This is a genomic window from Enterobacter sp. ZOR0014, assembly GCF_000798855.1.
Classification (GTDB): Bacteria; Pseudomonadota; Gammaproteobacteria; order Enterobacterales; family Enterobacteriaceae; genus Enterobacter; species Enterobacter kobei.
This window is the reverse complement of sequence record NZ_JTLF01000117.1, coordinates 1-13,660: the sequence shown is the minus strand read 5'-3', so window position 1 is coordinate 13,660 and position 13,660 is coordinate 1. Positions and strand designations below refer to the sequence as shown.

General features: G+C 54.1%; 11 protein-coding genes. All 11 read right to left on the bottom strand.

Annotated elements, in window-relative coordinates:
- Positions 1-7 precede the first annotated feature (7 nt).
- The gene (gene mtr / locus L977_RS05865) at positions 8-1,252 is read right to left on the bottom strand and encodes a tryptophan permease (RefSeq protein WP_045134771.1); all 1,245 of its coding nucleotides are present in this window, start codon (positions 1,250-1,252) and stop codon (positions 8-10) included.
- A 142-nt stretch (positions 1,253-1,394) separates the two neighbouring features.
- A complete protein-coding gene (locus L977_RS05860) occupies positions 1,395-3,290 on the bottom strand; it encodes a DEAD/DEAH family ATP-dependent RNA helicase (RefSeq protein WP_014885369.1) in 1,896 nt (631 codons plus the stop codon).
- On the bottom strand, positions 3,283-3,363 hold the full coding sequence (gene yrbN / locus L977_RS24420; protein WP_097397692.1) for a protein YrbN: 81 nt from the start codon (positions 3,361-3,363) through the stop codon (positions 3,283-3,285). Before yrbN ends, L977_RS05860 begins: the two co-directional genes overlap by 8 nt.
- A gap of 107 nt (positions 3,364-3,470) precedes the next feature.
- The gene (gene nlpI / locus L977_RS05855; protein WP_013098912.1) at positions 3,471-4,355 is read right to left on the bottom strand and encodes a lipoprotein NlpI; all 885 of its coding nucleotides are present in this window, start codon (positions 4,353-4,355) and stop codon (positions 3,471-3,473) included.
- Positions 4,356-4,464: 109 nt separating this feature from the next.
- A complete protein-coding gene (gene pnp, locus L977_RS05850; protein ID WP_023331391.1) occupies positions 4,465-6,603 on the bottom strand; it encodes a polyribonucleotide nucleotidyltransferase in 2,139 nt (712 codons plus the stop codon).
- Between the two features lie 242 nt (positions 6,604-6,845).
- A complete protein-coding gene (gene rpsO, locus L977_RS05845; protein WP_003861789.1) occupies positions 6,846-7,115 on the bottom strand; it encodes a 30S ribosomal protein S15 in 270 nt (89 codons plus the stop codon).
- Positions 7,116-7,269: 154 nt separating this feature from the next.
- On the bottom strand, positions 7,270-8,220 hold the full coding sequence (truB, locus tag L977_RS05840) for a tRNA pseudouridine(55) synthase TruB (RefSeq protein ID WP_047344573.1): 951 nt from the start codon (positions 8,218-8,220) through the stop codon (positions 7,270-7,272).
- Positions 8,220-8,624: a 30S ribosome-binding factor RbfA gene (gene rbfA, locus L977_RS05835; RefSeq protein WP_014885372.1), complete on the bottom strand. Its 405-nt coding sequence runs from the start codon at positions 8,622-8,624 to the stop codon at positions 8,220-8,222. The genes truB and rbfA overlap by 1 nt, the downstream gene beginning before the upstream one ends.
- A gap of 87 nt (positions 8,625-8,711) precedes the next feature.
- Positions 8,712-11,399, bottom strand: a complete 2,688-nt coding sequence (infB, locus tag L977_RS05830) for a translation initiation factor IF-2 (RefSeq protein ID WP_014885373.1) — start codon at positions 11,397-11,399, stop codon at positions 8,712-8,714.
- A gap of 24 nt (positions 11,400-11,423) precedes the next feature.
- Positions 11,424-12,926, bottom strand: a complete 1,503-nt coding sequence (nusA, locus tag L977_RS05825) for a transcription termination factor NusA (RefSeq protein WP_014885374.1) — start codon at positions 12,924-12,926, stop codon at positions 11,424-11,426.
- 28 nt (positions 12,927-12,954) lie between these two features.
- Positions 12,955-13,407 (bottom strand): ribosome maturation factor RimP, encoded by a 453-nt coding sequence (gene rimP / locus L977_RS05820; protein WP_014833432.1) that lies wholly within the window; start codon positions 13,405-13,407, stop codon positions 12,955-12,957.
- Positions 13,408-13,660: the final 253 nt, after the last annotated feature.

The window sequence follows — 13,660 nt, the reverse complement described above, 5'->3', positions numbered from 1 at the left end:
GCACGTTTTACTGGTATACCGGCAACAGATTAAAGCTCGACAGCACGTGAACCACCGCGTTACCCACCCCAAACACCAGGATCAGTGCAATCATCGGTTTGCCACCCCAGACGCGGAATTTAGGGCTACCGAAGCGTTTACGTGATTTACGCGCCAGCAGCGCCGGCACAATCGCCGCCCAAATGGTTGCCGCCAGACCCGCATAGCCGATGGCGTACAGGAAACCGTTCGGCCACAGCAGCCCCCCCGCAACGGGCGGCAGGAACGTCAGCAGCGCCGTTTTGAAACGTCCCATCGCGGAATCATCAAAGCCAAACAGATCCGCCAGGTAGTCAAACAGACCCAGCGTCACGCCGAGGAAAGAGCTCGCCACGGCAAAGTTGGAGAAGATCACCAGCAGCAGATCCAGGCTACGGCTGTTCAGCACGCCGCTCAACGCTTGAACCAGCACATCAATGTTACCGCCTTTCTGCGCAATGCCGATAAACTCTGGACGCGGGATGTTGCCCATCGTCCCCAGCAGCCAAATCACATACAGCCCCAGCGCCAGCAGCGTACCGTAGACCAGACACTTCACGATGGTGCGTGGATCTTTGCCGTAGTACTTCATCAGGCTCGGCACGTTACCGTGGTAGCCAAACGATGCCAGACAGAACGGCAGCGTCATCAGCAGATACGGGGTGTAGGAAGTATTCGCTTCCGCGACATTAAACAGCGTGGCGGGCGTGACGTGCCCCAGCAGGCTACCGAAGGTCAGGAAGAAGGTGATGACCTTTGCACCCAACACAATCGCCGTCATGCGGCTCACCGCTTTGGTACTCATCCAGACGATAAAGGCCACGCCCAGAGCAAAACACAGACCCGCCAGACGCGCCGGAACGTTTAGCGACATCTCAGCAAAGGTGTGGTGCAGTATCGAACCGCTCGCGGAAATGTACGCGTAGGTCAGAATGTAGAGCACAAACGCGATGGAAAGCCCGTTTACCAGGTTCCAGCCCTTGCCCAGCAGATCTTTGGTGATGGTGTCGAAGCTGGAGCCAATGCGGTAGTTGAGGTTCGCCTCAAGGATCATCAGCCCGGAATGGAGCATACAGAACCAGGTAAAGACCAGCGCCGCCAGCGACCAGAAGAACCACGCACCGGACATGACCACAGGCAGGGAAAACATCCCGGCACCTATAATGGTTCCGCCGATGATCACCACGCCGCCAAGCAGCGAAGGTGACGTTTGGGTGGTGGTTAGTGTCGCCATACAGCCTTTTCTCCAGTCAAATATGCGGTTCTGCATTTTAGTGTGACGCACTGTACCAGTACAAGAGTACAAAGGGAATAAAAAAAGCCCCGATAGCATTTATCGGGGCTGTATATTTTACTTTACGTCAGAAGCGTAAGGCTTACGCGTCACCGAAACGACGACGGCTGGTGCCTTCTTCACGACGTGGGCCACGGTTTTCGCGGCGCTCGCCGGAGAAACGACGACCTTCACCACCGCGACCTTCTGTGCGACCGCCTTCACGACGCTCGCCGCCGAAACTGCGACCACCGCCACGACGTTCGCCGCCACGGTCAGGACGTGGCTGAGCATCGCCCAGCAGCTGCATGTTCATCGGCTTGTTCAGGATGCGGGTGCGAGTAAAGTGCTGCAGTACTTCGCCCGGCATACCTTTTGGCAGCTCGATGGTAGAGTGGGATGCGAACAGCTTGATGTTACCGATGTAACGGCTGCTGATGTCGCCTTCGTTAGCGATAGCGCCAACGATGTGACGAACTTCAACACCATCATCACGGCCCACTTCAATGCGGTACAGTTCCATATCGCCCGCTTCACGGCGTTCACGACGTGGACGGTCTTCACCACCACGCTCTGGACGGTCACCACGTGGGCCACGATCGTTACGGTCGCCACGACGTTCAAAGCGATCGTCACGGTCACGGAATTCACGCTTAGGACGCATTGGCGCATCAGGTGGCACGATCAGAGTACGTTCGCCCTGCGCCATTTTCAGCAGTGCCGCAGCCAGGGTTTCCATGTCCAGCTCTTCGCCTTCAGCCGTAGGCTGAATCTGCGACAGCAGTGCACGGTACTGATCCAGATCGCTGCTTTCCAGCTGCTGCTGTACTTTCGCGGCGAATTTTTCCAGACGGCGTTTGCCCAGCAGTTCTGCGTTTGGCAGTTCAGCTTCTGGAATAGTCAGCTTCATGGTGCGTTCGATGTTACGCAGCAGACGACGCTCGCGGTTCTCAACGAACAGCAGCGCACGGCCCGCACGACCCGCACGACCGGTACGGCCGATACGGTGAACGTAAGACTCGGAATCCATCGGGATGTCGTAGTTAACAACCAGGCTGATACGCTCAACGTCCAGACCACGTGCTGCCACGTCGGTTGCAATCAGGATATCCAGACGACCGTCTTTCAGGCGCTCCAGCGTCTGCTCACGCAGAGCCTGGTTCATGTCACCGTTCAGTGCTGCGCTGTTGTAGCCGTTACGCTCCAGTGCTTCAGCCACTTCCAGGGTCGCGTTTTTGGTACGCACGAAGATAATCGCCGCATCAAAATCTTCCGCTTCCAGGAAACGTACCAGCGCTTCGTTTTTGCGCATGCCGTACACAGACCAGTAGCTCTGGCTGATGTCCGGGCGAGTGGTGACGCTGGACTGAATACGCACTTCCTGAGGATCTTTCATGAAGCGTTTGGTGATACGACGAATCGCCTCTGGCATGGTGGCAGAGAACAGCGCGGTCTGATGACCTTCTGGGATCTGCGCCATGATGGTTTCGACGTCTTCGATGAAGCCCATACGCAGCATTTCATCTGCTTCGTCCAGTACCAGACCGCTCAGTTTAGAGAGATCCAGCGTACCGCGCTTCAGGTGATCCAGCAGACGGCCCGGCGTACCGACAACAATCTGTGGGCCCTGGCGCAGGGCGCGTAACTGCACGTCATAACGCTGGCCACCGTAAAGGGCTACCACGTTTACGCCGCGCATATGTTTTGAGAATTCCGTCATGGCTTCAGCAACCTGAACAGCCAGTTCACGGGTTGGAGCCAGGACAAGGATCTGCGGTGCACGCAGGTCCGGATCGATGTTGTTCAGCAGCGGCAGCGAGAACGCTGCAGTTTTACCGCTACCAGTCTGGGCCATGCCCAGCACGTCACGACCAGAAAGCAGGTGTGGGATACACTCAGCCTGGATCGGAGATGGTTTTTCGTAACCCAGATCGTTAAGGGCTTCAAGGATAGGAGCCTTCAGGCCCAGATCTGCAAAAGTGGTTTCGAATTCAGCCATGTAGTACAAGTGCCTCGATATTAATGGCGGCCAGTCTACTTAGCTCATCGTGAAAATGATTAGCAATTTTCATTGAAAAGTGTGAACCGGCTCAAAGTAGGTGTATTGACGAACAACAACGCCCTCACCAGTTAAGGTGATGGCAATCAAAAGATTACGGGCTGATGTTTATGTCGTCAGCTATTGCTGGTCCGATTCTGCCAGGTCGTCTTGCTCCTGGCCCAAGAGCGATAATTCCAACAATGCATAACGGTGCTCAACGAAATTGTGTACGTTGTTAGCAACCGCTAATTTGAACAGTGCCGTAGCGCTGTCCTTATCCCCCAGACTTAGGTAGTACTTACCTAAATAGAAGTTGGTTTCACTGAGATGCTCAGCGAGCGAGGTGTTATCCGTTGCGTCCGCCTTGAGGCGTTCCATCAGCGTTGCTTCGCTAATGTTGCCCAGGTAGAACTCGACAATGTTCCATCCCCACTGTTCCTTGTCCGATTTATCGAAGCGCTGTTTCAGGGCCTCTTTTGCCTGCTTCTCATCGAGCTTCTGCTCAACGATGTAAAGCCACAGGCTACGGAAAGGATCATTAGGATCGTCTTGATAAAACGCCAGCAGATCATCTTGCGCTAACTTATCACGACCGCCGTAGTACAATGCGATACCGCGATTCAAGTGCGCGTAGTTGTAAGTTGGATCAAGCTCAAGTACAGAATCAAACGCTTCATAGGCAGCATCAAAATTGCCTGCCTGCGTTAAATAAATGCCTAAGTAATTGAATACTTCAGGCATATCAGGTCGGATAGCCAGCGCTTGTGAAAAATCATTTCGCGCTAATGCCCTCAGACCGAGACTATCATACAACACTCCGCGCTCATATAAAAGCTGTGCGCGTTCGTCATCGGTTAAAGCCCGACTGGCAAGAATTTGTTCCATGCGTGCCAGAATCACTTCCTGCTGCAAAGTCGGTTGCAATGGCACTGCGAGGACTTCGCTCTTACGCCAGGCAGAGTTGCTGCATCCTGCCAGCGTTAAAGCTGTCGCAACGAAACACCAGCGCAAAAAAGGCTTCATTTCCCACTCCCGAAGACAACTATTGGATGAACGTCCTGTCCCCCGGCGGCTTAACAAGGCGTCCTGCCTGATACCAGGCCCTCCGCAATGCGGAGGGCAAATGGCAACCTTACTCGCCTTGCTGTTCAGCAGCCGGAGTTTCCGGCGCCGCAGCAGGCTGAGACTGCTCGGTTGCTTCTTTAATGCTCAGACGGATACGGCCCTGGCGGTCAACTTCCAGAACTTTAACCGGTACTTCCTGACCCATCTGCAGGTAATCGGTCACTTTCTCAACGCGCTTGTCAGCGATCTGAGAGATGTGAACCAGACCTTCTTTACCGCCACCGATGGCAACGAACGCGCCAAAGTCAACGATACGGGTCACTTTACCGTTGTAGATACGGCCCACTTCGATTTCAGCGGTGATCTCTTCGATACGACGGATAGCGAATTTCGCTTTCTCGCCGTCGGTTGCTGCGATCTTCACAGTACCGTCATCTTCGATTTCGATGGTGGTGCCCGTCTCTTCGGTCAGCGCACGGATTACGGAACCGCCCTTACCGATAACATCTTTGATCTTGTCTGGATTGATCTTGATGGTGTGGATACGTGGAGCGAACTGAGAAATGTCGCCACGCGGCGCGTTAATCGCCTGTTCCATCACGCCCAGGATGTGCAGACGCGCACCTTTAGCCTGGTTCAGAGCAACCTGCATGATCTCTTTGGTGATACCTTCAATTTTGATATCCATCTGCAGTGCAGAGATACCGTCGCGGGAACCCGCCACTTTGAAGTCCATATCGCCGAGGTGATCTTCGTCACCCAGAATGTCAGACAGAACTACGAAGTTGTCGCCTTCTTTCACCAGGCCCATTGCGATACCCGCAACAGCGGCTTTGATCGGCACGCCTGCATCCATCAGTGCCAAAGAAGCACCACATACGGAAGCCATGGAAGAAGAACCGTTAGATTCGGTGATTTCAGACACCACACGAACGGTGTACGGGAATTTGTCAGCTTCTGGCATCACGGCCAGCACGCCGCGCTTCGCCAGACGACCGTGACCAATTTCACGACGCTTCGGCGAGCCAACCATGCCGGTTTCCCCTACGGAGTACGGAGGGAAGTTGTAGTGGAACAGGAAGTTGTCAGTGCGCTCGCCCATCAGTTCGTCGATGATCTGTGCGTCACGAGCGGTACCCAGGGTCGCGGTGACCAGGGCCTGCGTTTCACCACGGGTAAACAGTGCGGAACCGTGAGTACGTGGCAGTACGCCAGTACGCACATCCAGACCACGGATCATGTCTTTTTCACGGCCATCAATACGCGGCTCGCCGGCCAGTACGCGGCTACGAACAACGTTTTTCTCGATAGCGTGCAGGATTTCGCCAATTTCGTTAGCGTCCAGCGTTTCGTCTTCAGCAACCAGGGTCGCGGTCACTTCAGATTTGATCACATCAACCTGAGCATAGCGCTCCTGTTTGTCGGTGATGCGGTACGCGTCGCTCAGACGAGACTCTGCCAGTGCCGCAACACGTGCGTTCAGCGCGTCGTTTGCTGCTTCTGGCTGCCAGTCCCAACGTGGCTTACCGGCTTCTTTCACCAGGTCGTTGATGTTCTGGATAACGATCTGCTGCTGATCGTGGCCGAAGACCACTGCGCCCAGCATCTGGTCTTCGCTCAGCAGTTCTGCTTCGGATTCAACCATCAGAACCGCCGCTTCAGTACCGGCAACAACCAGGTCCAGCTTACTTTCTTTCAGCTCTTCCTGAGTTGGGTTCAGCACGTACTGGTCATTGATGTAACCCACGCGCGCGGCACCGATTGGGCCATTGAATGGAATACCAGACAGTGACAGGGCAGCAGATGCACCGATCATCGCAACGATGTCCGGGTTAACCTGTGGGTTAACGGAAACTACGGTTGCGATAACCTGTACTTCGTTAACGAAGCCTTCCGGGAACAGCGGACGAACCGGGCGGTCAATCAGACGCGCGATCAGGGTTTCGCCTTCGCTTGGACGGCCTTCACGACGGAAGAAACCACCAGGGATTTTACCGGCAGCGTAGGTACGCTCCTGGTAGTTAACGGTCAGCGGGAAGAAGTCCTGACCTGGTTTAGCTTTTTTCTGGCCCACTACGGTGACGAACACCGCGGTGTCATCCATGCTTACCATAACGGCAGCAGTAGCCTGACGTGCCATCATGCCGGTTTCCAGCGTGACGGTATGTTGACCATACTGGAATTTACGAACGATCGGATTCAGCAAAATTCTGTCCTTTCTTAAATGTATGACAGCACACCACCGGCGTGCTGTCGATTTAACCCGACCTTCTTCGCATCCTCGCGACTAATGACAACCGACACCCCCATGGGTGAAGCCTCTCATTAGCCGCGCGAACCTCTGCAATGAAGATCATTTATAGCAACAATACAATAGTTTCCAGTGAATTGCTGCCGTCTGGTTGAAAAAAGGGGCCATCAGGCCCCCTTTTCTGAAACTCGCAAGACTTAGCGACGCAGACCCAGACGCTCGATCAGCGCGGTGTAACGTGCAACATCTTTACGTTTCAGGTAGTCGAGCAGTTTACGACGCTGAGAAACCATACGCAGCAGACCACGACGGCTGTGGTGATCTTTTTTGTGCTCTGCAAAGTGACCCTGCAGGTGGTTAATCTGTGCAGTCAGCAGAGCAACCTGAACTTCGGTAGAACCGCTGTCGTTAGTACCACGACCAAACTCAGAAACGATTTTAGCTTTAGCTTCAACGCTTAGAGACATTTTAAAACTCCAAAGTATAAAGAATGTAAGGGTGCCGATCTCTAATTCAGCGACCCCATGTACGCCTCGCAGATTGTTAAACAATTTACCAGGCGTTAAGCGGCAATATTCTACTCGTCTCCCCTGCTTATCGCAAGATGAGGCGTTATCACCGTCACGCGTCGACCGGATATTCGACGACCAGACGACGCGGCGCAACGCGCCCTTCGCCATCCATTTCGCCCATGCCGATAAACTTACCGTCGTCACCTTCGGTCACGCGCACCAGCCCTTCCAGCGGAGCTTCCGCCGTGCGAACCGGGTTGCCGTTCTTAAAGTAAACGGACGATGTTAAAGGAAGATTAACCACCGGGAAGTCCGCTGCCGGACTGTCCATTGGCATCAGCAAGGGATCCAGCAACGCTGCTGGCGCGATCCCCTGTACTTCCGCCTGTTCAACCAGCTCGCGCAGGTGCTCAAGCGTCACCATCCGCTCAACCGGGTACTTACTCACCGCCAGACGGCGCAGGTAGATAACATGCGCACCGCAACCTAGTTTTTCACCGAGGTCGTCGATGATGGTACGAATGTACGTCCCTTTGGAACAGTGCACTTCCAGCTCCAGTTCATCACCTTCGTGGCGAATAAAGAGCAGCTCATACACGGTTATCGGACGGGCTTCGCGCGGAACGTCAATGCCCTGACGCGCATATTCGTAGAGTTTCTTGCCCTGGTATTTCAGGGCGGAATACATCGACGGCACCTGCATCGTGTCCCCGCGGAAGCTCTCCAGCGCAGCGTCAAGCTGTTCAGTACTGAAGGTCACCGGACGTTCTTCCACGACCTGGCCATCCGCGTCGGAGGTATCCGTGCGCTGGCCGAGCTTCGCGATAACGCGGTAACGCTTATCGGAGTCGAGCAGATACTGGGAAAACTTTGTCGCCTCTCCCAGGCAGATCGGCAGCATACCGGTCGCCAGCGGATCGAGCGCGCCGGTGTGGCCCGCCCGGTTGGCGTTATAAAGACGCTTCACTTTTTGCAGCACGTCGTTGCTGGATGCCCCCTGCGGTTTGTCCAGCAGCAGCACGCCATGCACGTCGCGACCACGACGACGAGGACGACTCATTAGTCCTCCTTGCTGTCGTCCGTCGGGTTAACACGACGTTCGTCGTCATGTTTCACCACGCTGGTCACCAGATTGGACATGCGCATACCTTCTACCAGCGAGTTGTCGTAGAAGAAGGTCAGCTCAGGCACGATACGCAGACGCATCGCTTTGCCGAGCAGAGAGCGGATAAACCCGGAGGCTTCCTGCAGCGCTTTAATGCCGTTCTTCACGGCCGCTTCGTCCTGATCGTTCAGGAAGGTGACGAACACTTTGGCGTAGGCCAGGTCACGGGACATTTCCACGCCGGACACGGTGGTCATCACGCCGATGCGAGGGTCTTTAATTTCGCGTTGCAGGATAAGCGCGATCTCTTTTTGCATTTCCTGCGCCACGCGCTGTGGGCGACCAAATTCTTTCGCCATAATAAATTCTCCAGACAAAAAAGGGGCTTAAGCCCCTTTTGAAATAATTGCCGGATGGCGCTTCGCTAACCCGGCCTACGATCTCAATTAATCGATGCTGCGTTGGATCTCGATGATTTCGAACACTTCGATCATATCGCCAACGCGTACGTCGTTGTAGTTCTTCACACCGATACCACATTCCATGCCGTTACGGACTTCGTTAACGTCATCTTTGAAGCGGCGCAGAGATTCCAGCTCACCTTCGTAGATAACCACGTTGTCACGCAGTACGCGGATTGGGTTGTGCCGCTTGATGGTACCTTCGGTAACCATACAGCCCGCGATCGCACCGAATTTCGGTGATTTGAACACGTCACGCACTTCAGCCAGACCGATGATCTGCTGTTTCAGCTCAGGAGACAGCATGCCGCTCATCGCCGCTTTCACTTCGTCGATCAGGTTATAGATGACGGAGTAGTAGCGCAGATCCAGGCTTTCCGCTTCGATCACGCGGCGAGCAGAAGCATCAGCACGCACGTTAAAGCCTACCAGGATGGCGTTGGACGCAGCAGCCAGGGTCGCGTCGGTTTCGGTGATACCACCTACGCCAGAACCGATGATCTTCACTTTCACTTCGTCGGTAGACAGTTTCAGCAAGGAGTCGGAGATCGCTTCCACAGAACCCTGAACGTCAGCTTTCAGCACAACGTTCACTTCGTGAACTTCACCCTCGGTCATGTTAGCAAACATGTTCTCGAGTTTAGATTTCTGCTGACGAGCCAGTTTAACTTCACGGAATTTGCCCTGACGATACAGTGCCACTTCACGCGCTTTCTTCTCGTCACGCACGACGGTCACTTCGTCACCGGCAGCCGGCACACCGGACAGACCGAGGATTTCAACTGGAATGGACGGACCCGCTTCCAGCACTTCCTGACCCAGTTCGTTACGCATTGCACGAACACGACCGTATTCGAAGCCACACAGAACGATATCGCCCTTAAGCAGGGTACCTTCACGAACCAGAACGGTTGCAACCGGGCCACGACCTTTATCCAGGAAGGATTCGATCACCGCACCGCTCGCCATACCTTTACGCACGGCTTTCAGCTCCAGAACTTCAGCCTGCAGCAGGATAGCGTTCAGAAGGTCGTCAATACCGGTACCCGCTTTAGCAGATACTGGGATGAACTGTGCTTCACCGCCCCACTCTTCCGGCATAACGCCATACTGAGACAGTTCGTTTTTAACACGGTCCAGATCGGCTTCTGGCTTATCGATTTTGTTGACTGCAACAACCAGAGGCACCTGCGCCGCTTTCGCGTGCTGGATAGCTTCGATGGTTTGCGGCATTACGCCGTCGTCTGCAGCAACAACCAGCACAACGATATCCGTTGCCTGAGCACCACGAGCACGCATAGACGTAAACGCTGCGTGGCCTGGGGTATCCAGGAAGGTAATCATACCGTTGTCGGTTTCTACGTGGTAAGCACCGATGTGCTGGGTAATACCACCCGCTTCGCCAGAGGCAACTTTCGTAGAACGAATGTAGTCAAGCAGAGAGGTTTTACCGTGGTCAACGTGACCCATAATGGTCACAACCGGTGCACGCGGTTCAGCCGCAGCGCCAGTATCACGGTCGCTCATTACGGCTTCTTCCAGCTCGTTTTCACGACGCAGGATAACTTTGTGGCCCATCTCTTCGGCAACCAGCTGCGCGGTTTCCTGGTCGATAACCTGGTTGATGGTCGCCATTGCACCCAGCTTCATCATCGCTTTGATGACCTGAGAGCCTTTAACCGCCATCTTGTTCGCCAGTTCGCCAACGGTGATGGTTTCGCCGATCACGACGTCACGGTTAACAGCCTGAGCGGGCTTCTGGAAGCTCTGCTGCAGAGCGGAACCCTTACGCTTGCCACCTTTACCACCGCGAACAGCAGCGCGTGCTTCTTCACGATCGGCTTTGGATTCAGCGTGCTTGTTACCTTTCTTCGCAGGACGCGCAGCTTTTGCATTACGACCACGGCCACGGCCGCCTTCTACTTCACGGTCGTTGTCATCTTCAGCCTGACGTGCGTGCTGAGAAGTGGTGACGTGATAGTCGCTGGTGTCTTCAGTCGGTTCAACGGTATTCACACCGTTCTTCTCGTTTTCTTCTGCCATACGGCGTGCTTCTTCAGCGACGCGGCGAGCTTCTTCTTCGAGCTTGCGGCGTGCTTCTTCTTCGGCTTTACGCTTCAGTTCGGCAGCTTCATTTTCACGACGGGCTTTTTCAGCCTGGGCAGTTTTGGTCATTTCGTCTGTCTGTTGATTGCTCACTTTGTCTTTTTCCGCAGCGTCACGCTTCACTTTATCACTGGCGTCGCGTTTCGCTTTTTCTGCGGCCTCACGTTCAGCTTTTAATTCTGCCTCGCGTTTGGCGGCAGCTTCCGCCTCACGCTGAGCTTGTTCTTCCGCTTCACGCTGTGCCTGCTCTTCCGCGGCAAGGCGTTCTGCCTCTTGCGGATCACGTTTTACAAAGGTGCGCGTCTTGCGGACTTCAATTTGTACCGATTTACTTTTGCCACCGGTACCAGGAATATTCAACGTGCTGCGCGTTTTGCGCTGCAGCGTTAACTTGTCAGGCGTAGAACCGTGCTCACGGTTCAGGTGCGTTAACAAGGTTTGTTTTTCTTGCGCGGTCACCGAGTCATCAGCGGACTTCGGGATCCCTGCATCAGCAAATTGCTGTACCAGGCGGTCCACGGAGGTCTGAATCTCAGCAGCCAGCGATTTTACAGTTACATCAGTCATGCTGTTCCTTCCTGCTACAGTTTATTACGCTTCGTCGCCGAACCAGCAAATATTACGTGCGGCCATGATGAGTTCGCCGGCTTTCTCGTCGGTTAAACCTTCGATATCAGCCAGGTCATCAACGCCTTGCTCAGCGAGATCTTCCAGCGTACAAACACCACGGGCAGCCAGCTTGAACGCAATCGCACGATCAAGACCTTCCAGATTCAGCAGGTCATCAGCCGGCTTCTTATCGCCAAGGCTTTCTTCCTGAGCCAGTGCCAGGGTGGTCAGTGCGTTTTTAGCGCGTTCACGCAGGGCTTCAACGGTTGGTTCATCCAGACCGTCAATTTCCAGCAGCTCTTTCATTGGCACATAGGCCAGTTCTTCCAGCGTAGAGAAACCTTCCTCAACCAGAACAGTGGCGAAATCTTCGTCAATGTCGAGGTATTTGGTGAAGGTATCGATCGCCGCATGGGCTTCAGCCTGATGCTTGGCCTGCAGGTCGTCAACGGTCATTACGTTGAGTTCCCAGCCGCTCAGCTGTGACGCCAGACGTACGTTCTGACCGTTACGGCCAATCGCCTGCGCCAGGTTGCCCGCTTCAACAGCGATATCCATGGTGTGTTTGTCTTCGTCAACAACGATAGACGCCACATCTGCCGGAGCCATTGCGTTGATCACGAATTGCGCCGGGTTGTCATCCCACAGAACGATATCAATACGTTCGCCGCCCAGCTCGGTAGATACCGCCTGAACACGCGCACCACGCATACCGACGCAAGCACCGACCGGGTCGATACGCTTGTCGTTCGTTTTCACCGCAATTTTCGCACGGGAGCCCGGATCGCGAGCCGCCGCTTTGATTTCGATGACTTCTTCACCGATTTCCGGAACTTCGATACGGAACAGTTCAACCAGCATTTCCGGTTTTGAACGGGTCACGAACAGTTGAGCACCACGCGCTTCAGGACGCACGGCGTACAGCACACCACGGATACGGTCGCCCGGGCGGAAGTTTTCACGCGGCAGCATGTCTTCACGCAGGATCACCGCTTCAGCGTTACCCGGCATCCCTTCGGATTTGATCTCCAGAGAGATGTTGTCGCGGTTTACTTTCTTCACCACGCCGGTAATGATTTCGCCTTCCTGATCGCGGAACTGGTCAACCACCAGTGCGCGCTCGGCTTCGCGCACTTTCTGCACGATAACCTGTTTCGCGGTCTGGGTAGTGATACGGTCAAAGGTGACAGATTCAATCTGATCTTCAACGTAGTCACCCACGTTCAGACTTTCGTCTTCAAAACGTGCCGCTTCCAGCGTGATCTCTTTGGTCGGCTGGGTCACTTCTTCAACAATTACCCAACGACGGAATGTATCGAAGTCACCGCTTTTACGATCGATTTCTACGCGAACATCGATCTCTTGTTCGTATTTTTTCTTGGTTGCTGTAGCCAGTGCACTTTCCAGCGCTTCGAAAATCTTCTCACGCGGCAGTGATTTCTCGTTGGAGACGGCTTCAACAACAGCCAAAATTTCTTTGTTCATCGCGGGCTTTTCACCTCAATCCAGACTGTTAAAAGTGGGGAACCAGGTTCGCCTTCTGGATATTACTCAGCGCGAACACTTCATCTTTGCCTTCGACTGTCACCGTGATCATTTCACCATCAACGGCTTTGATAATTCCCTGCCATTTACGGCGGTTCTGTACGGCCATACGCAGAACGAGAGCCACTTCTTCACCGGTAAAGCGCACATAGTGCTCGGCCGTGAACATCGGACGATCGAGGCCAGGTGAGGAAACTTCCAGGTTGTACGCAACGGTAATTGGGTCTTCAACATCAAGAACCGCACTCACCTGGTGGCTGACATCAGCACAATCATCAACATTGATGCCATCTTCACTATCAATATAGATGCGCAGCGTCGATGTACGGCCGCGAACGAATTCGATGCCGACCAGTTCGTAGCCCAGTGCTTCGACCGGTGCAGTAATCATCTCTGTTAATTTTTGCTCTAATGTGGACAAGCCCACCCCCAAGACATAAAAAAAGGGCGTAAAGCCCAGTTATTCTGTAGTCAGATAACAAAAAACCCCGATAAATCGGGGCTTTAGATAACTGAACCCTATAGCCACAACTGTGGCCTGGAGCACTCTCCGAAAGAATTTTTTCAAATCCAGCTACGAAGGCTCTGAGTCTTCACAGTATATTTGAAAAAGAACTTTATGGGAAAGTGGTTGCGGGGGCCGGATTTGAACCGACGACCTTCGGGTTATGAGC